The following is a 26,763-nucleotide window of genomic DNA, read 5'->3' on the forward strand; positions in this document are numbered from 1 at the left end:
AATTATTGTCCTGTCAGTTCTCTCACTTTATCGCGATACTCTTCAGATTTATCTTTATTGCCGATAAGTTCATACGTTACTGCAAGATTACCGAGCGCCTGCGTATTGTTCGGATAAAGTGCGACCACTTTATTCAACACTTCAATATTTTTCTGATAATTTTTTAACATGCCGTAACAGTTAGCAAGATTAACAAGAGCATCCACCAATGCCGGATTTAATGCGACAGTTTTTTCAAGCGAACGTGCCGCATTCACATAATCTCCCTTCGAAGCATAGTCAGTTCCAAGTTTATAATAGAAATTATAATCTCTTTTTTCTTCAGGGGTTGCAATTAAAAGTGAATCGAGATTGTTGGAAGAAGGAAACATCCGCACATCCAGTCCAGTTTTCTTTTTATGTGACTCACTGTTTCTTTTTCCATCGGGGAAATACGGATTTACTTCCACCGCTTTATTATAATAGTAAGAAGCAAGTTCCTGCTTGCCTAATCCCTCATATAAAATTCCGAGATTGTTGTAGGAAATAGCGTAACCAGGCGCTTCCTGTATGGCACGTGTGTAATAATAAATCGCAGAATCATTATTCACCTTCACCGTTTGATACGCAACGCCTAGTTTGAAAAATGCATCTCCAAAGTGTGGATTGATACGCAACCCTTCTCGTAATTGTTCAGTGCCTTTGTTAAACCACTCAGTTTTTTTCTGTGGGTCTTTTTCTGCAATTCCAAGGTTGATGAGTTCGCTCCCGTAATGCCTTCTCACCTGACAGGAATTGGGAGAGGAATTTACATCCGTAGAAAACAAAGTCATGTTATCGTGCCAGATAGGGTTTCGGGTAATAGTTTTAAATGAATACAGAATAAAAAGTAAGCCAACGGGCAGAATGAATTTCACTTCTTTCGCAAGAGAAATAATTTTTATTTCTGCAGAATGAAGATTCGTTTTTGAAAATTTCAGAAGAAGAAAAACTATTGTAATACAAAATCCAAGCGAAGGCGCATACATGAATCTCTCTGCCATGATTCCTCCTCTGAGAAAAACAAACGCGAGAGCGGGAGCAAGCATCACACAGAAAAGTAAAACTCCTAAAGAAAGAACAGATTTTTTAAATAGTCCTTTGAAACTGAAGTAGGCGAGCACAACAGCAATGAGAAATCCAAACAGAACCAATGGCGAACCAAATCCAGCCGATGGAATCTGGTTGTACGAATAATCATACGAAAGCGGATGAGGGAAAACAACTAGCTGAATGCAGTGCATGAAAATCAAAAACGTGGAAGAAAGTTTTGTTCCTGCTTCAGTGTAAGGATAATTCACAATGTCTTTTGGGATTTGTCCGGTTACTGTTCCAAGTACTTCGTATTTGTGTATTTGGAAAAGTAAAATCATCAGCGCAAATGGAATTGTTTTTACCAACGCTTGTTTGATAGTGAGATTATAGGAGAAAAATAAAATCAGAGGAGCGATTAGCAAGCCAGTCATTGCCGACTCTTTAGAGAGAAGTGCGAAATAGAAAAAAATACAGGAAAGAAAAATAAGTTTGAAATTTGTTTTTTGATACCTGTATGCAAAAAGCAAAAGAAAAATTCCGATGATAAGATTCAGAAAAGCAAGAATCTCATCACGGCTTTTGATATTCGCCACCACTTCGGTGTGAATTGGATGAGCGATGAAAAGCAGCGTGATGATAAAAGAAAATATTGGGTGAAAGTTCCGAAAGAGATTCATTAAGAGAAGGCAAAGAAAAAATCCTGTCATTGCGTATAGAATCACATTCCCCAGATGGCTAACGTGAGGATTCTTTGGAAAAAACTGATTCTCGATAGCAAAAGTTATCATTGAAAGCGGACGATAGTAACCAAGATTCACATTGTCAAAATGCCACATACCCACACTAAGAATTTTCGGAATGCCGCTGATGCCTTCCATTACATACTCATTGCCGGTGATAGCTCCTACATCGTCCAATACATAATCATGTTTCACAGTGTTCACGTACAGGCAAAATGCAACTACAGCAGAAATAACTGCTAACCAGATATTTGGTTTAAACACAGTCAAAGTAGATTGCTTGCTTTGTTTTTGCTGTGCTTTTATTTGCTTCTTTGGCTTCATGAAAAGAATCGACTGTAAATATAATTTTCAAAAACGAATCAGAAAGAATTTATTTTCCAGAGAAGTTTTTTGCTTTCTCACTGTATTCTTTCGCTTTTGCTTTATCTCCCATCAGTTCGTAGGTCACTGCAAGATTTTTATACGCCTGAGTACTGTTAGGATTTATCGCGAGAAGTTTATTTAAAGTAGAAATATTTTCAGCGTATTTACCAAGCATTCCATAGCAGTTGGACAAGTTAATATAGATTACTTCCTGTTTCGGCTCCAGTTCAATCGCTTTTTCAAAACACTTGATTCCTCCTGTAAAATCTCCTTGCGAAGCACAGTTCGTTCCGAGCTTGTAATAAAACAGAGCATCTTTTTTTTCTGAACTTTTTTCGATGGCTTCAAAATCAAGCTGGGAAGGGAAGATGTGAACATCCAAACCGGTTTTTTTCTTGTGCTCTTCATGATTTTTTATTCCATCAGAAAATGAAGAATTAATTTCAATAGACTTGTTAAAAAAATAAGATGCCAGCTCTTGCTTGCCTATGGATTCGTAAACAAGTCCGAGATTACAATAGCTCATTTCAAATTTCGGAGCTTCCTGTATCGCACGATTGTAATAATAAATTGCGGAATCATAATTTATTTCCACTGCCTGATACGCAACTCCCATTTTGAAAAGCGCTTCGCCATGATGAGGATTTATTTTAATCGCTTCTCGAAGTTGTTCTGTTCCTTTGTCAAAATATTCTTTTTTCTTAGCTACATCTTTTTCTTCCATTCCTAAATTGATGAGTTCGTTGCCGTAATGTTTCCGTACCTGACAACTGTTGGGAGAAGTCTTTACATCCTCTCCTGCCAACGTAATATTATTTTTCCAGTACGAATTTCTGTCTATTGTTTTGAATGAGTACAAACCAAAAATTAATATGAAAAGTAAAAAGAATAAAGGTTTTATTTTTAATTGCCGCATGCTAAATTCCGGTATTTGAAAATTTATTTTTGTGATTTTCATTAGAAGAAACACAAGAACAATACAGAAACCGAGAACAGGAGCATACAAAAACCGTTCGGCTAAAATTCCACCTCGCAGTAATACAAAACCCAGTGCGGGCGCGAGCGTGATGAGAAAAAATAATATTCCGAACGAAAATGGAGATTTATTTTTCATATTGGAAAATCCCAGCCATGCAAGAGAGATGCCTATAAGGATTCCCAGCCAAACCAGAACAGAAGAAAATTTCACCGCGGGAATCTGGTTGAACGAATAATCATACGAGAGTGGATGAGGAAGAAGAACAAGCTTAATGCATCGCAGGAAAATCAGAAAGGCAGAAGGCGCTTCTGCATTTGCTTCCGCATAAGGATAGTTCACAATATCCTTTGGCACATCCGTTGAAAGAGTTCCGAGTACACCATGCTTCTGCAATAGAAAAAGAATAAGGATACTCAAAAAAGGAATTGTTCGAAGCAAAAGTTGCCTGATAGAAGAACTTTTACTGAAAAATAAAATCAACGGTGCGATTAGAATTCCTGTCATGGCTGTTTCTTTTGAGAGCAGTGCCAGATAAAAAAACAAGCAGGAAAGAATCAAATGCTTTGTGCTTCTTATTTTATTTTCATACGCTTTCAAAAGAAAAAAATAAGTTAAGATTAAATTCAGAAAAGAAAGAATTTCATCGCGGCTTTTAATATTGGCAGTTACTTCCGTATGAATCGGATGAGCAATGAAAAGAAGCGTTATAATAAATGAAAATGCAGGATGAAAATTCTTGAAAAGAGTCATAAGTAAAAAACAAAGAAAAAATCCTGTGAGTCCATACAGAAAAATATTTCCAATATGATATGTGTGCGGATCAGTTCCAAAGAACTGGGTTTCTATCGCGAACGTTACCATTGAAAGCGGGCGGTAATAACCCAGATTGATATTTTGAAAATGCCACATTTCTGTTTGAAGAATTTTTGGAATCCCGCTTATTCCCTGCATTACATATTCATTGCTTGCCGTAACTGCCCCGTCATCAAGAATGAAATTATGCGAAACAGTATTCAGATAAAGAGCGATGCCAGCTAAAGCAGAAATAATTGCCAGCCAAAGATTCGGTTTAAATACATGCGGAGCAACTTTAATGACTTTTGCAGATAGATTTTTTATTTGCTTTTTCTTCTTCATAATATTTCCCGAATTTACGAATTACCACATATGTTTATCTTTACAAACTCAATGAAAAAAACTCTTCTTGCCTACTGTCTGTTGCTTACTGCGTACTGCTTTTCCCAACCGAAACTCGTTGTAGGGATTGTGGTTGACCAGATGCGCTACGATTACATTGACAGGTACTGGAATAAATTCAGTAATGATGGTTTCAAGAGATTGGTGAACGAAGGATATAATTGCAAGAACACAAATTATAATTATGTTCCCACGTTCACTGGACCCGGACATGCTTCTATTTATACAGGTGCAACTCCATCTGCAAATGGAATCGTTTCAAATCAGTGGACTAACAGGGAAAACAGAAAAGAAATTTATTGTGCAGAAGATAATTCAGTGGCCACGATTGGAAGCACTTCGGTTGCCGGACAAATGTCTCCTAAGAATTTGCTTTCATCCACCATCGGAGAGGAACTAAGAAAAGAATCAAAGAACAAATCCAAAGTCATCGGCATTGCGCTGAAAGACAGAGGAGCCATTCTCCCCGCTGGTCATAACGCAACGGCTGCTTATTGGTATGACGGTACGAATGGAAACTGGATTACCAGCACTTATTATATGAAGGAAATGCCTCAATGGGTGAACGACTTTAATAAAAAAGAGTTGGCAAAAAAATATTTATCACAAGCGTGGACAACCATTCTTCCTGTTGAACAATACACTGAAAGCGATTCAGATGATAATTTGTGCGAGCAGCCATTCAAAGGAAAAGAAAAGCCGGCATTTCCTTACGACCTACCTACGCTGATGAAACAAAATGGTGAATTGGGATTAATTCGTTCCACTCCTTTCGGCAATTCATTAACAAAAGAGTTCGCGATGGAGACAATCAGGAATGAAAACATGGGAAAGGAAACTGTTTCTGATTTTTTCAGTGTGAGTTTTTCTTCAACCGATTATATCGGGCATCAGTTTGGTCCCCAGAGCGTGGAAGCGGAAGATTGCTACATCCGTTTAGATAAAGATATTTCAGAATTTTTGAAATTTCTGGATGAATGGCTTGGAAAAGATAATGTACTCGTGTTTCTCACTGCCGACCATGGCGGTGGCGAATGTGTTCCTTGTTTGCAGAAAAAAAATATCCAAGCGGGAGTGGTTGATGAGAAAACCGTTGCAGATTCATTAAAAAAGTTTTTCGCAAAAACGTATAACGATTCTCTATTGATTTCTGTTTCCGATTTTGACGTGTACCTTGATAGAGAAAAAATCAATAAGAAAAATCTCAGCGTTCCGAATGTATCCTACAAAGCGGCTAAATATCTTTTAACGATGAATGGCATTTCCGAAGCGCTTACTGCTACTACCATTGACGGAGATAATTTCCATGATTCAATTCATAATAAAGTGAAAGCAGGATTTTATCCTGACCGCTGCGGTGATATTATTTTTGTTCTGAAAGAACATTGGCTCGAAGGTTTTCACAAAGGCACTTCGCATGGTTCGCCTTACTTGTACGATACGCATGTGCCATTGCTCTGGTGGGGATATAATGTAAAGCATGGGAGCTCAAATGAAACGCTCACAATTACGCAAATAGCACCGACAGTTTCCAAATTGCTAAATATTCCAAAGCCGAATGGATGCACGAGCAAACCGATTTCTTCTCTCGTGAAATGAGTGCACAAAAAATCTTCACCCGCACCATATGGACGCTCTCGCTCGTGAGCCTGTTCAACGATATTTCTTCCGAAATGCTTTATCCCGTGATGCCGATTTATCTGAAGTCCATCGGTTTCACAGCGCTGTGGATTGGAATTCTTGAAGGAGTTGCTGAAGTAGTGGTTGGTTTGTCAAAGGGATATTTCGGAAAACTTTCTGACGAAAAAGGGAAACGTTTGCCATTCATTCAACTTGGATATTTTATTTCCGCCATAGCCAAATCAATGCTGGCGTTATATGCTAATGTGGTTTGGGTTTTATTTTCCCGTTCAGGCGACAAACTCGGAAAAGGAATACGCAGCAGTGCGCGTGATGCCATGCTTTCAGATGAATGTTCGCGTGAGAACAAGGGAAAAGTTTTTGGTTTTCACCGCGCGATGGATACAGTGGGTGCCGCCATTGGTCCGCTGCTTGCGCTTGCTTATCTGCATTATTATCCCGGTGATTACAAACCGCTTTTCTTCATTGCGTTTGCCCCTTCGATGCTGAGTGTTCTATTCACTTTGTTTATTCGAGAGAAGAAAAAAGAAACTTCTGCTTCGGTCAGTATGAAAGCAAAAGGAAATTTCTTCTCCTACTTCTCCTATTGGAAAAAATCTTCTGGCGAATATCGCTCGCTTGTTATTGGTCTTCTTTTGTTCGCGGTGTTCAACAGTTCGGATGTGTTTCTTCTGCTGATGGCAAAGAACGCAGGCATCTCAGACCAGAATATTATTCTGGTGTATGTTTTCTATAACCTTGTGTATGCCTTGCTCTCGCTTCCGCTGGGGCATCTTGCCGATAAAATAGGAATGAAAAAAACTTTTGTGTCAGGACTCTTTTGTTTTTGTATTGCTTATACGGGAATGGCGTTTGTGCAAAACACCGCAATGCTTCTTGCTATCTTTTTTGTGTATGGCATTTATATTGCTTCCACCGAAGGAGTTTCAAAAGCATGGATCGCTAAAATTGCTCCGCCCAGTGAAACCGCCACCGCCATTGGCTTTCATGCCAGCGCGCAGAGCATTGCGCTGATGATTGCCAGCAGTATGGCAGGATTGATTTGGGTACTCACTAATCCACAGGTAACTTTTTTAGTTTCGGCAAGCGGTGTGTTTGTTGCTTTGATTTACTTTGCAGTTAAAACCAAATAACATGAAATATCTTTTTACCACAAAGTACGCGAAGGAATACACACAGAGAAACACAAAGAAAATCCCTTTGTGTCCTTTGCGAAATCTCTTTGCTCTCTTTGCGGTTACTGTATTTTTTTCATGTGGGAATGAGCAGGAAAAAGATTTTCCTCCCACTCCCCAAGACCCGAAAGATTCAGTTGTGAATGCTCCGAAAAATATGGAAGAAGATTTTACTCCTATTCTGAAAGAAATAAACATTACCAACATCAATCAATACATTCATCCTGAGAAAGGGTTGTGGCTGATACAATCTTCAGGCGCGATGCCGAATATGACCAACACTACGCAGGTGGATAAAAACTTTCCTGTTGATTTTGCAAATGTGAAGAATGAAGAACTTCCGAAAGTAAACTGCGATTCAAAATCATTCTGGACGAAAGAAGGTTGCTTTGTGCAGGAAGTAAATTCATTTAAAGATGAAAAAATATGGACGTATTGCGGATTAAATAAAGAAGATGAAGTAAAAGTTTCTGAACTGGCACGAACTATTTCGTGGACTGTGATTAATACTTCTCTTTATGCCCGTTATTATTTCTCGCTCATTGATGGTAAATGGTATTTGGCTTTTGTGGATTTGAGAACTCCCTGCTCAGCTTAGTTGGTCTACGCCTCATTCCGAGTAAATACTGTTGCTGTTGCTTGCATCTTACTTCTTCCCGATTATCTCAAACTTCTGAGAAATGGTTTCGCCAAATTCATCTACGAGCGTGAGGGTGTGCTGCCCTGCTTCGGGAGAAAGTCCCATCTGGTGAATTCCTTTTGTACTTCCTATATAATTATCATCCAGGTGCCAGTAAATAGTTGTTTCGGGTTTGCGGTGCGCTACGCGGAAAACAGTTTTGCCTGTGCTTTCATCCAGTTCAACGGGAACAAAAATTTTGCTCTCCTGTTTCGGATACAATAGTTCCATGGAAGCTACGCTGGTTGTGTTGCAATCTTTTCTGAACGATGGAAGTTCGCTGTAGGTTGGATTTTTTGATTTGTAATACCACTCCATCGCAGGCGGCAGCACAAACCATGATTTATGAATGATGCTTGAAACATTTTCGCAATCGCTGTTCACGCGCCATCTTCCTGTAGCATCCAGATGAATGAGGCGGTGATACGGACAAGGCGCGGTTTTCAATCCTGCCGCCTGCACCCATTGTTTTTCTTTGTGCTCGCAAATGGGCAGCGCGCGGTAGCCGCTTTCTTTGCACACTTCTATTTCTCTCATTTCATCCTGCGGCATCTTGAACCAGCCCCAACCCTCTGAAGGTGAGGGGAGCGCTCCGAAGATTTCAAAAAGAATCGGAGCTGCAGTGCCGATGCCTGTGAGGTTGGGTCTTCCTTCTCCGTTGGCGTTGCCCACCCAAACACCTACTACATATTTCGGTGTCACGCCAATCGCCCATCCGTCTCGGTAGCCAAAACTTGTTCCGGTCTTCCACGCAATCTTTGACGAAGAAGAAAACATCTGCCAGCTTGCGTCAATATCGGGTCGGTTCACTTCTGCCATGGCTTCGAAGGTTAAATAAATGGAGGCAGGATCGAGAGAAATGGTTGATGGTTGATGGTTGATGGTTGATGGAGAAGAAAAATAATTGAGTGGATATAATTCTTGAGAAAAATTTTCTCCGCTATTTGCATGATTCAACGTGCGCGCCATGCTTGCATAAATTCCACAGAGATCCCAGAGTGTTGCTTCGGCTCCTCCGAGAATGAGTGTGAGTCCGTAATGGTCGGCAGAATTATTCAGCGTGGTGATGCCGAGTTTTTTGAGGAAGTAATGAAACCTGTCCACTCCATATTGCTGAAGCATTTTCACGCAGGGAACATTAAGCGAACGTGAAAGCGCACGCCTGGCGGGAACCGCGCCATCATAAGTGAGATAAAAATTCTGCGGAGAGAAGTCTCCTATCTGCATGGGAATATCAGGCACAAGAGTATTCGGAAGGATTTCTCCATCACTGAGCATGGCTGAAAATAAAAATGGCTTCATGATGCTGCCGGTTGAACGAGGTGAAGTGATGATGTCAACAGAGTTGCCGTGAAGGTCTTTGCCCTCATTCCAACCATCTCCCACAGAAGAGGGCGTTGTATTTCCAACATACGCCACCACATTTCCTATCTCCACATCGGCAACAATTGCTGCTGCATTGAAGATTTGATTTCCCTGAAGTTTCAGAGAATGTTTCTCTACAATGTTTTTTATCCGTTCCTGGAGATTTGCATCCAGCGTGGATAAAACAGTTTGTCCGTTCATTCCTTCTTTGGAAGCGCGGTCGAGCAAATGAGACGACAACTGCGGAAGCGGAAAAGGTTTTTCGGGAAGCGGTTCGGATTGAGCAAGCACGCAGCTAAGCGAATCCATTTCTCCTGATTTCCATAGGGAAATTAAAAGACGGTTTCTTTTTTCCAGCAGCCGCTTATGATTTTTTCCGGGATAGATTAGCGAGGGAGCGTTGGGAAGAACTGCCAACGTGGCAGCTTCAGACCAGGAAAGTTCTGCGGGCTTTCTTCCGAAATATCTCCACGAAGCGGCATCTAATCCAACTACATTTCCTCCGAACGGTGCGTTAGAAGAATACAAAGCAAGAATTTCTTTTTTGGAATAGAAAATTTCTGTACGTGTGGCAAAAATTATTTCTATTATTTTTTCAAGAACTGTTCTCCCCTGCCCTTTCCTTGAAAGGCGAATCACCTGCATGGTGAGCGTACTGCCTCCGCTTTTTACTTTTCCGGATTTAATATTCAGATACAACGCACGAAACATGGAGACAGGATTAAATCCTGGATGGCTGAAAAAATATTTGTCTTCAAACTCCGTAATTGCTTTCGCAAACTTCTCCGGAACTTTTTCGTCATAGGGAAAACGCCACTGTCCGTCATCGGCAATCTTGGCTCCGAGCAGAATTCCGGTTTTATCTTCCAGAACGGTGGAGGTCGGGTCTTTGAAAAATTTTAAAGGAAGGCAAAAACAATACCAAACGAACAAAATAAAAAAAAGCAACAGGAAAACTTTTTTCTTTTTGCCGAGGTTAAGAAATTTATTTTTCAGAGAAGAGAACACAGAGCAGAGTATAAAAAAATCCCCCTTCCGAAGAAGAGGGATTGTGGGATTGCTTCGTCATTTCATTCCTCGCAATGACGTACTAAATTAAATCGCTCCAGGCTTCACAATTTCAATCCACTGCCCGGGCTTGCGTGCATTGATTGTGTTGTCATACATCGCTTCACAGAGAACAGTTGGCAGATAAAACTTTCCGATGTATGCCGCGTTCAAAATGATTCGGAATGTAACAGGTTGCCGCACTCCGACATTAAAATATGTGTACACCCTGTCATCGCGAATATCCTGATAAGTCGGGTAAGAACTCTTAAGGACTGAAGCTGTTTCATCCATGCGCGTGTTGTGAATTTCCCATCCTGAAGGGAAAATCTGCGTGAGCGCCATTTCCTGATACCAGTTATTCTTGATTCCTGAATTAGAGATTATGACTTCGGCATAGAAATCTGTTCCCTGTTCAAGTTTGGAAACATCGAGCGAGCCGCCATCCATCGTATGATAGGAAATATCCATTCCCAAATTGCTTTCGGAAGAAGTTTGGTCTCCTGCTTCAGGAATTCCTTCCAGAATAATTCTCGCATAGAGAACTCCTTTTCCGTTGTTCGTCACGGAAACTTTTCCTGCATCGGCTCCTTTTATTCCCATGTTCATTTGCGACATAGGAAGTTTTGTGTTCTTGCTTTCAGGTGTAGAATTGTTAATCGAATACGAGTAACTCATCGTACCTGAACTTCCACCTGTTTTTGCAAAACGCGAGACTGCGATCAAAGAATAAGCAGTCGTTTGTGTGCTCATCCAATAATTTCCGTTGCTAAGTGAAACAGAAAGTTCTTTCACGAGCGGTGCAGCTTTCACATAATCACCCAATACGCAAAGCGCTTCAATGATCATCGCTTCATCGCGGTCGCTGGAGCCATACGAGTAAGAAAGCTCAGTGTATTTATCCACTTTCGTTGTTGTGTTGTACACGAGTTGCTTTGCCACTTCAGTCTGACCAGCAAGTGCATACGCTGCAGCCAAACGCCACCTTGCATTTGCAGAAAGGTAGGGTGATTCACGCAAGCGGTTCATCGCACCGAGTTCTGGCGATTTTGCAAGAGCAAGAGTATAGAGACGATATGCCTGCATCAAATCATCGTTGTAATAATAATACTGATAGTTTTTAGGATGATACGTCCATGAGTTGACAAGTTTCTTCTGATATTTTTTCCAGTTGTCAATTAATCCTGCAGGAAGGGTGTATCCTTTTGCTTCCGCTTCTAAAAGAAAATGTCCTGCATAAGAAGAACCCCAGTCGTTCGCGTCATAATCTCCGGGCCAGTAACCAAGACCTCCGCTGGATGTCTGGAAAGTTGTGAGTCTGCGGACTCCTGCTTTGATGTTGTTGTCAATCGCTGCTTTGAAATCGCTGTTGAGTTCCATGATATCGGAAAGAAACAACTGCGGGAAAACCGAAGAAGTGGTTTGCTCCACGCATCCGTGAGGATATTGGATCAAATATTTCAAACGGTAATCCAGATTCACAGGAGGAATGCCAGAAATTTCCAGCGTGCCTTTATTTGTTCCCGCCATTCCGTTTGGTTTGTAGTCCGAGTTCCAGGTTTTGCCGGGTTCAATCACGGTTTCAATAAAGTCGGTGATTTTCGGATTGGGAGTGCGAACATCAATTTCAATATCGTAAGTCGCTTTTTCTTTTCCGCAGGTGGCAATCACTTTCACTTTTCCGATTCCGAGCAGCGGATTTATTTTCATAGGGAAGTTGATGACCTCATCCCCTATTTCCTTGAAGGAAATATTTTTCTTCGTTCCTTCCAGCGGAGAGAAATATTTATTTGCCTGCACTTCCACACTTACATTCTTGATATTTTTTTCCATAGCGAAAACTGTGACAGGCAAATCCACTATTTCATTCGGACCCACCACGCGCGGCAAAGTTGCAAGCACCATCACAGGTTGTTTCACAGGAACGGCTTTGTCAGAGGAGCCATACGCAGCGCTTCCGCTTTTTTTCGCAGAAGGTTCTCCAGCCACCACCATCACACGCACAGAGCCAACATATTGAGGCATCATAAATTCGTGCGTTGCTTTTTTCCCTTTATCAATATGAAATGGTCCCAGGAATTTCACCATCGGCTTGAAGCGGTTTGCTTTTGCTCCGCCTTTTCCATCGCCTTCACCGTCACCTCCAATCGCCAGAAGTTTTTGCATCATCGCGCCAAAAGCTCCAATGACATTGTCATACATATCCCATGTTTTTACTCCGAGCGCTTCGCGCTGGTAAAAAATTTTCCACGGCTCCGGAGTTTCAAAACGTGTGATGTCAAGCAAACCTTCATCCACCACTGCGAGCGTGTAGGTCATCGGCTTTCCGTTTTCTTCACCAACAGTTACGCTTGCTTTTTGTTCTGGTCTCCAGAACTGCGCAGTCTCAATCGTTGGTCGCAAATGTGTGTTCGGGTCTTCTACCGAAATCGGAATCACTCCATACATTCTTATAGGTAAATCATTCAGCGTTTGCGCGTGTGGCTGAACGAGCGTTACGTGCGCGTAAACATTCGGAGCCATTTCAGCAGTAACGGGAATAGAAATTTCCGTTGTACCTTTTTTTGTTTCCGCCCAGAAAGCATTCAAAACTTTTGAGCCCGTTTCAATGGAAACCAACGCGCGTCCGCCTTCGCCTGAAGGAATAGTGATCTTGATATTATCGTTCACGGCATATTTATCTTTATCCGTTGTCACCGCAAGAATGGTTGCGCCCTGGCTGTCGTCTTTCTGAGAACGACCCGCCCATGCCGGCCAGTCAATGTAAACGGTTTGCCCTGTGGAATGTCCGCTTTCATTATCTGTAACGCGGACTAAAAATCTTCCCCAGTCCGGGCGATTCACGCGCAAAACAAATTGTCCTTTTCCATTCACGGTAGAAATTTCCTGAGAGAAATACGGCTGATGATATTGATCGCCTACATATTGTCCGAGGTCATCACCGTAATGATCCCACCACCAGCGCCACTGCACTTTGTAAACTTTCACAGTGAGCTTGTTTTTTGAAATTGGTTTCCCGTCTTCATCCACCGTTGCAATGTTGATGATGTGATTGGTATCGGTGACGAGGGTGCCTGCGTATCCTTCGCCATCAGGCATTTTTATTCCAACATACGATTTGTATGGAGAATACGGGAGAGAAAATCTATCGATAGAAAAATTTCCGCCTTCTTCAAACACGCGGCAGATAAAATAGGCGCGCAGCATTCCGGGAGCGGAAGATTTTACTTTCAGATTAGGTGTGACGGTTGCTTTTCCTTCTTCGTTCAGTCGGTCGTCAAAAATTGTTTGCTGCTCGGAATAGAAACGCGCGGTGGGATCATCAAAGACATAACCGTCATATCCTTTGAACGAAGTAGATTGCTGATTGAGCGTTACATCCACCTGTGCCTGAAGATTTTTCGCGATGGCTCCGTGCAGCCATTTCACTTCCAGTTCGCCTTTTGTTTTTTCTGCATCGGCATAAATTTTTTCTTTTCCAAAATCCAATCGAATTTTCAGTCGGTTCGGCATGATAGTTTCAATCTTCACATCCTTGCTGAACGAAGCGCCTCCGACTTTAACACTCGCGTTCCAGTTTCCTGTAGGAGCTTCGTGATCAGTTGCAACCGCGAAACTGTAAAATCCGTTCAGCCCTTTGGTGGAAGTAATTTTTTTCACCACCTGCCATTTAGGATTTCTCAATTCGAAAGTCACGGGGTGATTTGCAGGAAGAGTTTGTTGCTTATCCTCAAGAATGAAAGACATAAAGAGCGAATCACCCGGGCGCCACACTCCCCGCTCACCATAAATAAATCCTTTCAAACCTTTTTCTACGGTTGCTCCGCCCACATCAAACATGCTGAGTGAAAGCGATGCTCCGTCTTCCAGTTTTAAATATCCACGCTGGTCGCCATTTTTCGCAACGAGCAGAAACGGAACTTTTTTCATGTTATCAATCTGCGCCATTCCTTCTCCGTTTGTTTTCACGGAAGAAATTAATTGTTGCTGATAATTATATAATTCAACATTCACGCCCGACTGCGGCTTGGTGGTTTTCAAATCGGTGACAAGGAAAGTCATTTGTCCGCTCGTTCCTTTTTTGGCAATGATTCCTAAATCAGAAGCAAGAATGTTTCTGCTTACTTCGTGATTCTTGTTGTAATAATAAAACGATGGCGTGCAGGGGTTTTCGCGATCAGCGTACTTATATCCTCCTCCACCTTCGTCTTCACCATAATAATCGCCTTCATAATAATCCTCACCGTAATAATCGTAATCGGAATAATAACTCTGCGACTGATCGTCATCATTTTCGTTCAGGTTAACCTCCTCATCCACTTCAGCAAGAGTTTTTTTATCGGCTGATTCTCCTTCGCAATGGCAAACGGCATGCTGCTTGCGGAAACCAAGCGTTACCTTATATATAGCACCCGGTTCGGCTTTCACCATATCGGATAAATCCATATAGTAAGTGCTCCATTTGTGAAGTTCCATTTCTGTTTTCGGATTCAGCGTGATGGTTTTTTTCATAATCATTCTTCCGACCCTTTTCAGTTCGCGCTCTCCGCCTAAATCATTCACCTGAAGAAACTGAGTGATATTGTTTTCAAAAATCTTCACCACTTTCACATCTACCGCTTTTAAACTCACAGCTTGAAATGGTAAAACAAATCCTTCGTTTGAGCTTGGGAGGATTACTCCTTTGCCTACAAATTGTATCTGTGGTTTTATTTCTTCAAATAAAACTTCCATCGTCATCTTCGCTTTGAGCGGATAGCCCAGAATATTTTTCACACCTGTTTCCACAGTCACAGTTCTCACACCTCCCTGCCTCGAAGCTGGATATGCTTTCACTTCGTTGCCTTCAATCATAAATTTGAGCGAAGTGCTTTCTCCGCTGAGGCGGATGAGTCCGTCAAGGACTTGATTATCCTGAAGTGGGTCTGAGAACTGGACAGAAATATATTGCTCGGGTTCCTGCACCACTTTTATGTCCATCACTTTGAAATCTCCCAGCGCGGGAATGACAAACTTTTGCGAGTTGGTGACTTCAACGCCAATCGGAGCGCCCGTCCAACTTATGTTCACTTCCATTTCTTTTTCTTTTCGCTCCACGCTGTCAATTACAAAGCGGTGTTTGTTTTCTTCCGCGTGTTCCCAAATCACTTTCAGCTTTCTTCCGCCTTCAGTTGCGGTGAGGATTTTTTCCACATCTCCGCTCTCAGCCACATCCGCAGTGGAAATCAATCCTGTTACGCGCTGCCAGATCATTTCTTTCTTGTCAATGGTTTTCATTCCGTCCACATACACTTCCATGGATTGTGTGATAACGGTAAAATAAAAATCAAAGTCCTCAAAGTCAGGCGGCACCTGCGCAACTTTCGAAAGATGAAAGGTGGCTTCATAATTTTGTCCGGATGGCAAACCATTCTTCGGGCGGAATTCAAGTGTGCGGTTGTCAACCCAAACGGTGGTTCCTTCAATGTTCGGGCTGAACTCGAAAAGTTCTTCTTCCAGCGGTTTGTTCAGTTCCACTCCGTTCACTTCGCTGGCGAGCAAAATGCGGACGGTGCTTTGCTTGGAAATGTATCCCGAAGTGAATGCGGAGATGTATTCGCTGAAAGCAGGATTGATTTTTTCAGCACGCATTTCGTTTCCACCTTTTTTCAGAAAGGGAATAGAAACAATTCCAATCACTGCGAGTGCAGTGAGGAAGAACATCGTTTTACGGTTCATGAAAAATAAGTTTAAGAGTTATGAGTTAATGAATTAATGAGTAATAAATCAATGAGGTTTAGGAGTTGTTGGAGGAACTGCAACAGGTTTTTCTTTTACTGCGTAATCATCTTTGTAAGTATATCTCACTTTCAGATTGTACGTAAACTGCGCAACCGGTTCAATCACGTTTGGATTAATAACGATGTCATAATTGTTGTAAGGAAGTTTATCGTAATACAAAGTTGCCTGTTTGGGCTGATAAGAAATGCTGGTGGATGACACACCGCTTTTCTTCAGCGCCTGCAAAGAAGAATTGTTGTAAGCAGTATAACTTCTGTAGCGTTCAATCGGATAAATGCTCTGCACATCTTCTCCCATCACCTGGAATTTTGGATTAAACTTAATGCCGACTTTCTTGTAATCATCTGCCTTTTGATTCAGAAGTTTGATAGAAGCATCGCGCAACGAATCATACACTGCGCTGATGTTGGCAACCACATAATCCACTTTGATGATGTCGTAAATCTCGCTCTTAGCGGCAAGTGTTACAATTTCATCCAGCGTTTCATTTTTCTTGTAGGCGATGTGAATGTTTTTCTTCAGTTCAAATCCGCTGGGAACTTCATTGTATTTCTTGCTGAAGATTTTTTTCTCGATGGAATATTCAAACACCGGCACCTGCGAAACGAAGTCAACAAATATATCTTCTTTCTTCACGGCTGATTTTGTGAGCAGTGCAACAAAGCTGTTGATGCGGTCATTGATCATGCGCTGGCAGGAATCAATTGTTTCTGCCGCCTGAGAAACTCCGAGCAGAACCACATACGAACTTGCCTTCACATTCATGAGCGAGCTGACACTCAGTTCGAAAACAGAATCCTTAATTATCCAGGCGTTGGCTGATGAAGTTGTGTAGTAAGTTTGTGTTTGCTGCTGGTAGTTGTAATTCTGTTCGTTGTACTTTGGCGCAGCGCTGATGGACGCTTTATAATTATCAGCCGCCTGATTGTAGGTGGCGTTGCCGGCCATCTGGGAAAACAGCATGTAAGATGTAAGAAGGCAGATGGCAGATGTGAGGAAAAGTTTTTTCATGATAAAGAAAAGTTTAGGAATTGGATTTCAAGTTTCGGTGGTGTAAAACGAGCGGAGAACGATTGAGTTGAAAAATATTTTGTGCGAATATAAATTTTCCTCAAACAGAGTCCCGCCCAAGTTTCTCAAACTGAGGTAAAAGTTTCCAACAAGATATTAGAAATATATCCAAGACATCCCCCAGTTTCGAAAAGCCGAAACTTTCCCCCTTTAGAAAGGGGGAATAAACTACAAATACATCACCTCTTTAACCGCCTTAACCACTTTTGAGGCATTGGGGAGGGATCTTTCAACCAAAATTCCTGAATAAGAAAGCGGAACATCTTCGCTGTTGACTCTGCGGACGGGAGCATCGAGGTAATCGAAGGCATTTTTCTGAACGTGATAAGCAATTTCGGTAGAAATATTGCCGAGAGGCCATGCTTCTTCCACCACCACAAGGCGGTTGGTCTTCTTCACGGATTCAACCACCGTTGCATAATCAATCGGGCGGATAGAGCGCAGGTCGATCACTTCGGCAGAAATGTTCTCTTTGGCAAGTTCATCAGCGGCTTTGTACACTTCCTTTATAATCTTTCCGAAACTCACTATGGTTACATCGCTTCCCGTACGCTTTATATCGGCAACACCAATCGGAATCAGGTATTCTCCTTCGGGAACTTCGCCTTTATCGCCATACATCTGTTCGCTTTCCATAAAAATCACAGGGTCGTTATCGCGGATGGCAGATTTGAGAAGTCCTTTTGCATCGGCAGGATTGGAAGGTACAACAACCTTGAGCCCCGCGCAGTTTGCAAACCAGTTATCAAACGAGTTGGAGTGCTGTGCCGCTAATTGTCCCGCAGAACCTGTTGGTCCTCGGAAAACAATCGGCATCGGGAACTGCCCGCCACTCATATTATACATCTTGGATGAGCTGTTTATCACCTGGTCAATGGCAACGAGCGAAAAATTAAAGGTCATGAACTCCACGATGGGTCGCAAGCCGTTCATTGCCGCGCCCACGCTGATGCCCGCAAAACCGAGTTCGGCAATGGGAGTATCCACCACGCGCTTGGCGCCAAATTCCGCCAGCATTCCCTGGCTCACTTTGTAAGCTCCATTGTATTCTGCCACTTCTTCGCCAATGAGGAACACGCGCTCATCTTTGCGCATTTCTTCGCTCATAGCTTCACGAAGCGCTTCGCGGAATTGGAGGGTTTTCATAAATTAAGGATAGCAAATGTAGAAAAAATCTGTGGTCACATCGAGTAGGTTTCGCTCTGGAAACCGTATCGAGATGTATGTTTCACAACCCGTTCTCGAATATTTTTTTTAAAATTTCGGACAGGGCACAATGGGTTTTGTCCTGATGTCTTTTCGTTTATTCGGGTCGCAGAACTGATAAGAGACGGTTATTTCGTGCGAGCCGGCAGTATTACCATAAAGCCACGAAATAGTATAATCATAACTGTAAGCAAATTTCATTCTGTCGATAATAAGTCCTGCAAGAAAAACAAGCGCATCGTTATTGGGATATCCCTTTTTATATGCCTTCAATAACGGAATCCCCCGATACCAAATTCCCAACGATAACGGCAGGTAAGTATAATAGCATCCTGCGTCCAACTGGTCAAACTTTTTTTCTGCGCGATAATTAATAACAGGCGTGATGAATTGTTTAGCATGTTCATATCCATATTCGCCTTTTTCTTTTTTTAAAGCGAATTTTGTTCCTCCCTGAACTGAAAAAAGAACCGGCAATTTACTTTCGCTGGAAATTACCGCCTGATTGGGTTGATTAAGATGATGTACGGCAAAACCAATCCACGCCTTTTGTGTAAAAAACACAGCACCTGATGCAAAATCAAAATAATGCACGCGCGTAGTATTTGGCTGGTCAACGGATGTGGCTGTTCCATACGCAATCTGGTCGCCAAAAAGAAATTTACTGAAGTCATAATCGCGCAACACATAGCCGCCTTCTGCTCCTAAGTTGGCTGCCCAGTTTCTGGAAATCGTAAGCTGGTAAGAATACTGTGCAGAGAAGGAAGTTGAACGCAAACCAGCGCTTCCTGCTTTGTCATTCACGAACAAAAAACCAAGTCCGCTATTTTTTTTTGTAATGGCATGGTCAAAGGCAATCACGGAAGTTTTGAAAGCGCCCGGAATAGATGGCCACTGAACGCGGTATGCCATGTTGAGCCGCGCACAAACTCCTGATCCTGTAAATGCAGGATTCAAAAAAGTAGGTGTTGCATAAAACTGTGAAAGCTGAAATGCCTGACCTTGCACGTTTCCTGAAACAAATAAAACAAAAAGAGACATATAAAATACCTTTCTCATAAAATTCATTTTCGCATTTTATACAATTTTATAGTATTGATTGATTGAGAAACATCGGAAGAAATTTTACCGGAAAAAGAAACATATCCTTCTGCCTCAACAATCATTTTATATTCCTTTCCGGGTAACAAAATCATGATGAATCGCCCGGTCAATGGATTGGAATTAGTATGAAAAAGTCCTTCTAATTTTTCGTTTTCCAAATCAAATAAAGTACCCTTAGCGTAAAGCGGTGCATCTGCTGAATCAGAAACCACCCTTCCTTTATAAACACTGTATCCCAAATCTTCTTCTTCAGGAAAATGAATCATATAAATATCGGCACTGCCATAACCGCTTTTCCGCGCGGAGGAATAATATCCCGTTCTTCCATTCACGGAAAGAACAAAATAAATATCATCGTCCGGTGTGTTGATAGGATAACCGAGATTCTGAGGAGCCGACCAAGTTCCATCTTCTCCAAAAGTGGTTTTGAAAATATCATACCCGCCCATATTTTTATGCGCTTTGGAACTGAAGTAAAGCGTTTTGTCGTCAGGATGGATGAAAGGAGAGTCCTCATCTTCAGCCGTATTGACCGAAGCACCAAGATTGACCGCTTTGCTCCACTCGCCATTCGGCAGTTTCACCACCTTGTAAATATCTTTTTTCCCGAAACCACCCGGACGGTTGCTGGAAAAATAAAGTACCTGTCCATCTGCGGAAATGGATGCGCTTGGTTCTGTATAATCAGTTGTATTGATTTCAGAAGGAAATTTTTCAGGGACAGTCCAGTCCTTTCCATTGAAAGAAGAAAAATACAAATCACCAGATAACAAATCTTTACTCGTGCGGTATAAAAAAAGCAATTCGCCATCGGCAGAAAGTCCAACACATGCATCGTGCGTGGGTGTGTTGATATTGGCGCTGATACTTTTCGGCACACTCCAGACACTATCCTTTTTATGTGAGACATATACGTCTTCAAAATAATCTCCGTTCGGATCCAACTGATTGCCCGTGCTGCCTTTTCTTCGCGAAGTAAATATGAGAAGGGATTCATCGGCTGAAATTACAGGAACATAATCGGGAAATTCTGAATTGATGCCATTGCCGATGTTTTCAATCTTTACATTCAAAGGAGTTCGAATCATTTCTTTTGCCGTCTTGCATTTACTGATAAGAAAATCCACTTCTTCATCAGAAAAAATTTTCTTATCGGATTTTTTTTTGCACTCCACAAACGAATGAATTGCCTCGTCAAATTTTCCGTTGAGGTGATGAAGATTTCCGAGATAATAATTTGCATCTGAAATTCCACCGCGCAATGCTTTTTCAAAATAAGGAAGCGAGCTCTGTTTGTATTTTTTGAAATTGTACAGGCATATCCCCGTCTTGAAAGATACTTGCACGTTGGTTGTATCCATCCCGTACGCTTGCTGATATAATGAAAATGCACTTTGGAAGTCGCTGTTGTAAAAATAAATGTCGGCTTTGCGCTCATACCGCAAAACTTTTCGCTGTATTTTTTTACCAGTGTTTTCGTTCTGAGCAAAACAAACAGAAAGAGATAGAAGCAGGGAACAAAGAAAAAGGAAGCTATTTTTTTTATGAAGAATCATACTGTATTGTTATCTCAGTAAAGTTACATCTCCCGCTTTCTCCACAGATTTTCCGTTAATAAATTTCGCAAACACTTTCCACACATACACATCCTGCTGACACAGCTTATCGCGGTAGTAGCCGTTCCATCCGATTTTTAAATCTTTTGATTCAAAAATAAGTTCTCCCCATCGGTTGAAAATCATCAGGCGATATTCGTCTAATGCAGAAGCAAAAGGGAAAAACACATCGTTGTCGGTGTTCAACGGATTGTATCCTCCGCCATTAGGTCCATTCGCATTCGGAGTGAAAACATTCGGAAAAATAATATCGCCTTCGCCTGTGGTTTCCATGCGGAAAGTATCCGTGCATCCATATTGATTGGTGGTGATAAGCGTGATGACGTAATTTCCGACAGCAGAATAATAATGCTGAGGATTAGAATTGGTTGAAGTTCCTCCATCGCCAAAATACCATAAGTAACTCACCGCACCCGAAGATTGATTAATGAAATTAATAGTTTCTCCATAGGTGGGCAGACTGCCCGTCATCGGTGTAACAGAAGGATTGGTAGTAAAATTCGCTATCGGCTCAGGATACACAATTACTGAAACAGCAAGTATTGCCGTGCAGCTCTCAGCAGAAATTACTGTGAGCGTTACATTAAAAGTTCCGGAAGAAGAATAGGTATGCAATGGATTTTGAAGTATGGAAGAATTTCCATCTCCAAAATTCCAACTCCATGAAATAATATTTCCTGATGAAAAGCCATTGAAAGATGTTGGTTCATTCACACAAACGCTATCGGCAGAAAAATTCGGAACAGGCAGGGGATTAACTATTACGGTAACAGCATCTGAAGCGCTGCAGCCGGTGGCATTCGTGACCGTTGCGGTGTAAGTAGTTGTAACTGCCGGTGCCACTGCTATTGTTGCTGCCGTTGCTCCGGTATTCCATGAAAAAGAATTTCCTCCCGAAGCGCTGAGCGTAGCCGAAGCGCCAGCACAAATACTTGCATCCACTCCTGCATTTGCCGCAGGCGGTGGAACCACCGTCACTATTACATCATCGTCATCGGTGCATCCGTTGGCATCGGCAACAACAATTGTATAAGTTGTGGTTGAAGTAGGAATAAAAATAACATTAGCAGTAGTAGCGCCATTGCTCCATGAATAACTTGTTCCACCTGATGCATTCAATGTAGTCAGCGTATTCTGACATACGCTGATATCAGGTCCGGCATTTGCGATAGGAAGCGGATTCACCGCGATAGTGACAAAAGCAGGAGCAGAACATCCGTTGGCATCGGTGACAACCACAGTATATGTTGTTGTACTGCTCGGTGCCACTGCTACTGCCACTGTAGTTTGTCCTGTGCTCCACAAATAATTTATTCCTCCTGATGCGGTGAGTGTTGTTGAAGAATTCAAACAGATGCTCAGATTGGTTCCCGCACTTGCAGGAGGAAGCGGATTCACTGTAACTATCACAGTATCGGCAGCAGTACATCCATTTGCATCGGTAATAATTATTGTATAAGAAGTAGTAACTGCAGGTGATACTGCTATTGATGTTGTAGTTGCTCCTGTGCTCCACAAATAATTTATTCCTCCTGATGCGGTAAGCGTTGTTGAATTATTCAAACAGATGCTTGCATCCGGTCCTGCATTTGCGAGAGGTGCGCCAATGCCATTCACATTAACCGTATCAATAAAAATACAGCCGTTGGCATCGGTGATTGTTACCGTATAATTTCCAGGTGATAAACCGGTTGCCGTGGTGGTGGTCTGCCCGTTATTCCACAAGAAAATGTACGATGGTGTTCCGCCAGAAACATTTACAGTGGCGGTTCCGTTACTCACACAACTGCTGCTGTTAGTAGAAGAATGAGTTGCCGTAATGGCAGTTGGTTCATTCACAGAAATAGTATCCATCGCTGTGCATCCGTTGGCATCAATAATTGTTACAGAATAATTTCCAACTGTTAATCCCGTGCTGGTAGAAGTGGTCTGCCCGCTGCTCCATACATAAGTGAAGGGAGAAGTTCCGCCCGAAGCATTCACGGTTGCGCTTCCGTTATTTCCTCCGAAGCAGGAAACACTTGTTTGCAAAGAAGAAGCAGTAATAGCGGGAAACAAATAGACAACACCTGTTGCAAGGGATGTACATCCGTTTGCATCTGTAACCACCACAGAATAATTTCCCGCAGGCAATCCTGTTGCCAATATAGTGGTTTGCCCATTGCTCCACAAGTAAGAATAAGATGGAGTTCCCCCTGTTGCTGTTGCTACCACCCAGCCGTTGCTTGCACCGCTGCAAATATTTATTTGTGAAGATGTGGATGCAAGAACTGCGGGCTCTGTAATAACAATGGTTGAAACAATAGTACAGCCGTTCATATCAGTAACCAGTACCGTATAAGTTCCTGCCGTGAGATTAACAATGTTCTCAGTCGTATCTCCATTGCTCCATAAATAAGTATAAACGGGAGTTCCGCCAGAAGCAGAAACCCACGCTGTACCATTGCTTCCACTGAAACACGAAACATTATTCTGCGAGGAAGAAAATGAGAGTGGAGCAGCGGGCTGTGTGATGGCAACTGTATTCGTTGTTGTGCAGCCATTCGCATCAGTAACTGTTACGGAATAATTTCCTGCAATCAATCCGGTGGCGGCAGAAGTAGTTTGTCCGTTATTCCACAAGTAAGTATACGTTGGCGTTCCTCCCGAAGAAGAAATTGTTGCCGAGCCATTGTTTCCTCCGAAGCAGGGAATAGAAGTAGCAGCAGCATTAGCAGTAAGCAGTGTAGGTTGTGTGATGGAAACGGACGCTGAAGTTGTGCACCCATTGGCATCGGTGATGGCGATAGAATAATTTCCTGAAATTAATCCGGTTGCTGATGAAGTGGTTTGTCCATTGCTCCAGAAATAAGTGTAAGACGGAGTTCCGCTTGAAATATTTATCGTTGCATTACCATTGCTTCCTCCAAAACAGGAAACATTTGTTTGCGATGAAGCGGCAATGACAGCAGGAAACAAAGTAATGATACCCGTTGAGGTGGTGGTGCAGCCATTGGCATCCGTAACTGTAACAGAATAATTTCCGGCAGGCAACCCTGTTGCTGATATTGTGGTTTGTCCATTATTCCATAGGTAAGTATAGCCAGGTGTTCCTCCTGAAACAGAAACAGTGGTTGAACCATTGCTTGCACCGCTGCATATATTGGTCTGCGAAGCAATGGAAATAAGAGGTGCAGGAGGTTGTGTGATGGTTATGTTTTGTACAGCGCATCCATTTGCATCGTTGGCAGTTACCGTGTACGTTCCTGCTGAAAGCCCTGTTACCGATGATGTGGTTTGCCCTGTTGGATTCCATAAATAAGTATAAGGAGGAGTTCCTCCAGAAGGAGAAATGGAGGCAGAACCATCGCTTCCGCCAAAGCAGGAAACATTGGTTTGAGTAGTAGTGGAACTGAGACCAATGAGCGGTTCTGTAATAGTAACTGTTGAGGTTGCTGTGCATCCGTTTGCATCGGTGGTTGTAACAGAATAATTTCCTGCAATCAATGCAGTAGCCGAAGAAGTTGTTTGTCCGTTACTCCACAAATAAGTATAAACAGGTGTTCCTCCCGAAGGAGAAACCGATGCTGAGCCATTGCTTCCACCAAAACAGGAAACATTCATTGACGAAACCGTAGAGGTGAGTACAGTAGGTTCTGTTATGGAAACCGTTGCAGTGTTTATGCACCCGTTTGCTTCAGCAACGTTTACTGTGTAAGTTCCCGCAATCAATCCGGTTGCTGAAGAAGTAGTTTGCCCGTTACTCCATAAGTATGTATAAGGTGCTGTGCCTCCTGATGCTGTCGCTGTCGCTGTTCCATTGCTTCCTCCAAAACAGGAAACATTGCTCTGCGATGCAGTGATGAGAGGAGAAGGACCTATGATAACGGTGGTGACTGTGGACGGAGATAAACATCCGTTTACTGCAGCGGTAACCGTATAAGTTCCGGCATTGGCAGTGGTAACATTAGGAATGGAAGGATTCTGCAGCGAAGAAGAAAAACCATTTGGTCCTGACCAAGTGTAAGCTGCTCCCAAAGCTGCGTTTGCAGAAAGTGACAGTGTGCCTCCAATGCACACCGGACTATTGCTTGTTGCTGTGGGTGCAACAGGAGGTGGAACCACCGTTACTGTCACAGTGCCATTTGCGGTGCAGCCGCCATTATCAGCATTCACAATATATGTGGTGGTAACGGTTGGTGTGGCGATAGGATTTGCTGATGTGCTGTTATTGAGCGAAGAGGCGGGCGACCAAAGATAAGTTACCCCAGCGGGCGCAGTAGGCGATCCTCCTAAGGTAACATTGCTTCCAAGACAAATGGTATTATTATTACCGGCATTCACTGTAAAAGGCACAGGTCTGCCGGAAGGAACAAGCGATGCATTCAGGTAAAGCCGCGCTGAATTTATATCAAGCTGCGTGGTGAAAGGAGAATAATCGTGCCCGCCAAGATAGTAGGTATTGCCTCCTGCAGAATCAGGATCAGTAAGGTGGGCTGCCATGGCAATTACGGTATCAATATTATTATGACTGATGCAATAATAAAATCCAGGAATCCATGCTGAACCTGGCGCCCGTATCCAGTTTTTTCCAGAGCCGCCCTCATTGGCTCTCATCGCTCCGTGAAACTGCATATATGCCAAATCATTGTTATAATAATTATTAGTTACTGCAACACCTATCTCGCTTATTCCATTGTCTGTATGAAAAAAACTCAGGTTCTCATAAGTGGTCACACCATGGCACTGCGCTAAAAAATTTCCACCGCTCAGAACATAGTTTTTAATATTGTTGGTGATAGGGGTATTTAATGGAGGATTTCCCTCCCCCGACCAGTGCGGCTCTGAACAAAAAGTATAACATTGCGAGATTCCCGGAAACACTCCCGCACTAATCACATAATAGTTGGTAACTCCTCCTGCGTTGAGAATAGCCACATGGATTGCCTGATTTCCTCCATTATTGAACACGGCAATTTTCGGACGGAAGTTTAATGTATAGCGAACATCCACCGTTACATTTTGCGTGAGCCGGAATACGGCAACATTATTGGCGAACGAAGTGATTACCTGCGTGGCGGTTTGCCCTGTTATGGGTGAAGGAGTATTTACCCAAACGCTGTCAATAATAAATGCGCTTGCGATAAAATCAGTCATTGCAGAAGCAACAAAAGAAGGATAAAGCCGCTCGGCTGTTGCAGAAAAATCAATGGCATCTTTTACTTTGCCTGCACTGATAATCCACTTCACCGGAATATCATTCATCAGAAGCGCATGCACAAGCCCATAAGATTTTAAGTTGAATAGTCCGCCATTATCCTGATTCACATTGTCCATCGGAATTACCAGCGAGCCGATGGTAGCTGTTTGAAGATTAGCGCCTGGACCTGGTAAATCGGGTTGGATGGACTGAGAAAAAGAATTGCTATTGCCTATCCAAAAACAAATGAAGAAAAATATTTTGTAACGATTCTGCATACATGTTTTCTTTAAAAATCAGAATTTATATGCGATGTATATTGTATTTTACAAATTAAAAACAAGTTTATTTCAGGAGTTTGCACACATTATTATACGAGAAAATCAGAATATGTTAAACATTTTTGATGAATAAGTGATTTTATAATGACCAACGAGTGTATTTCTTCGACAAACCCTGAGTATCAAAATGAAAAAAAGAGACGACAAAACAGCAAAATCACAAAAAATTATCTATGAAAATAATTCCAAAACTGGGCTTAGAGTAACATACCTAGTGGCAACA

General features: G+C 42.3%; 12 protein-coding genes. 3 read left to right on the forward strand and 9 right to left on the reverse strand.

Going from position 1 to position 26,763, the window contains the following annotated elements:
• Window positions 1–2 precede the first annotated feature (2 nt).
• On the reverse strand, window positions 3–2,117 hold the full coding sequence (locus HY841_15630; protein MBI4932189.1) for a tetratricopeptide repeat protein: 2,115 nt from the start codon (window positions 2,115–2,117) through the stop codon (window positions 3–5).
• 49 nt (window positions 2,118–2,166) lie between these two features.
• Complete coding sequence (locus HY841_15635) at window positions 2,167–4,275, reverse strand: tetratricopeptide repeat protein (GenBank protein ID MBI4932190.1); 2,109 nt, start codon at window positions 4,273–4,275, stop codon at window positions 2,167–2,169.
• 51 nt (window positions 4,276–4,326) lie between these two features.
• On the opposite strand from HY841_15635, the gene HY841_15640 reads away from it, so the two are divergent.
• Genes HY841_15640 through HY841_15650 form a run of 3 tightly spaced genes read left to right on the forward strand, consistent with a single transcriptional unit; the run spans window position 4,327 to window position 7,749 of the window.
• Window positions 4,327–5,934, forward strand: a complete 1,608-nt coding sequence (locus HY841_15640) for an alkaline phosphatase family protein (protein MBI4932191.1) — start codon at window positions 4,327–4,329, stop codon at window positions 5,932–5,934.
• A complete protein-coding gene (locus tag HY841_15645) occupies window positions 5,931–7,109 on the forward strand; it encodes an MFS transporter (GenBank protein ID MBI4932192.1) in 1,179 nt (392 codons plus the stop codon). Before HY841_15640 ends, HY841_15645 begins: the two co-directional genes overlap by 4 nt.
• A gap of 1 nt (window position 7,110) precedes the next feature.
• Complete coding sequence (locus HY841_15650; protein ID MBI4932193.1) at window positions 7,111–7,749, forward strand: hypothetical protein; 639 nt, start codon at window positions 7,111–7,113, stop codon at window positions 7,747–7,749.
• A 48-nt stretch (window positions 7,750–7,797) separates the two neighbouring features.
• Here HY841_15650 and pbpC read toward each other — a convergent pair whose 3' ends face one another.
• The 7 genes from pbpC to HY841_15685 all read right to left on the reverse strand — a co-directional run bounded on the left by pbpC (window position 7,798) and on the right by HY841_15685 (window position 26,477).
• Complete coding sequence (pbpC, locus tag HY841_15655; protein ID MBI4932194.1) at window positions 7,798–10,191, reverse strand: penicillin-binding protein 1C; 2,394 nt, start codon at window positions 10,189–10,191, stop codon at window positions 7,798–7,800.
• A 99-nt stretch (window positions 10,192–10,290) separates the two neighbouring features.
• The gene (locus tag HY841_15660; GenBank protein ID MBI4932195.1) at window positions 10,291–15,960 is read right to left on the reverse strand and encodes a hypothetical protein; all 5,670 of its coding nucleotides are present in this window, start codon (window positions 15,958–15,960) and stop codon (window positions 10,291–10,293) included.
• Window positions 15,961–16,008: 48 nt separating this feature from the next.
• Complete coding sequence (locus tag HY841_15665; GenBank protein ID MBI4932196.1) at window positions 16,009–17,034, reverse strand: SIMPL domain-containing protein; 1,026 nt, start codon at window positions 17,032–17,034, stop codon at window positions 16,009–16,011.
• A gap of 228 nt (window positions 17,035–17,262) precedes the next feature.
• Entirely contained in the window at window positions 17,263–18,240 is a 978-nt protein-coding gene (locus HY841_15670) for a pyruvate dehydrogenase complex E1 component subunit beta (protein ID MBI4932197.1), read from the reverse strand.
• Between the two features lie 108 nt (window positions 18,241–18,348).
• The gene (locus HY841_15675) at window positions 18,349–19,359 is read right to left on the reverse strand and encodes a type IX secretion system membrane protein PorP/SprF (protein MBI4932198.1); all 1,011 of its coding nucleotides are present in this window, start codon (window positions 19,357–19,359) and stop codon (window positions 18,349–18,351) included.
• Between the two features lie 5 nt (window positions 19,360–19,364).
• On the reverse strand, window positions 19,365–20,960 hold the full coding sequence (locus HY841_15680) for a PD40 domain-containing protein (GenBank protein ID MBI4932199.1): 1,596 nt from the start codon (window positions 20,958–20,960) through the stop codon (window positions 19,365–19,367).
• A 9-nt stretch (window positions 20,961–20,969) separates the two neighbouring features.
• Window positions 20,970–26,477, reverse strand: coding sequence for a PKD domain-containing protein (locus HY841_15685; protein ID MBI4932200.1), 5,508 nt, complete (start codon window positions 26,475–26,477; stop codon window positions 20,970–20,972).
• Window positions 26,478–26,763: the final 286 nt, after the last annotated feature.

Source organism: Bacteroidota bacterium, from assembly GCA_016213405.1.
Classification (GTDB): Bacteria; Bacteroidota; Bacteroidia; order Palsa-948; family Palsa-948; genus Palsa-948.

Bases quoted from the DNA above. Each gene is read 5' to 3' on its own strand.
- HY841_15630 (MBI4932189.1), bottom strand. From the start codon at position 2,117: ATGAAGCCAAAGAAGCAAATAAAAGCACAGCAAAAACAAAGCAAGCAA.
- HY841_15635 (MBI4932190.1), bottom strand. From the start codon at position 4,275: ATGAAGAAGAAAAAGCAAATAAAAAATCTATCTGCAAAAGTCATTAAA.
- HY841_15640 (MBI4932191.1), top strand. From the start codon at position 4,327: ATGAAAAAAACTCTTCTTGCCTACTGTCTGTTGCTTACTGCGTACTGC.
- HY841_15645 (MBI4932192.1), top strand. From the start codon at position 5,931: ATGAGTGCACAAAAAATCTTCACCCGCACCATATGGACGCTCTCGCTC.
- HY841_15650 (MBI4932193.1), top strand. From the start codon at position 7,111: ATGAAATATCTTTTTACCACAAAGTACGCGAAGGAATACACACAGAGA.
- HY841_15660 (MBI4932195.1), bottom strand. From the start codon at position 15,960: ATGAACCGTAAAACGATGTTCTTCCTCACTGCACTCGCAGTGATTGGA.
- HY841_15665 (MBI4932196.1), bottom strand. From the start codon at position 17,034: ATGAAAAAACTTTTCCTCACATCTGCCATCTGCCTTCTTACATCTTAC.
- HY841_15670 (MBI4932197.1), bottom strand. From the start codon at position 18,240: ATGAAAACCCTCCAATTCCGCGAAGCGCTTCGTGAAGCTATGAGCGAA.
- HY841_15675 (MBI4932198.1), bottom strand. From the start codon at position 19,359: ATGAGAAAGGTATTTTATATGTCTCTTTTTGTTTTATTTGTTTCAGGA.
- HY841_15680 (MBI4932199.1), bottom strand. From the start codon at position 20,960: ATGATTCTTCATAAAAAAAATAGCTTCCTTTTTCTTTGTTCCCTGCTT.
- HY841_15685 (MBI4932200.1), bottom strand. From the start codon at position 26,477: ATGCAGAATCGTTACAAAATATTTTTCTTCATTTGTTTTTGGATAGGC.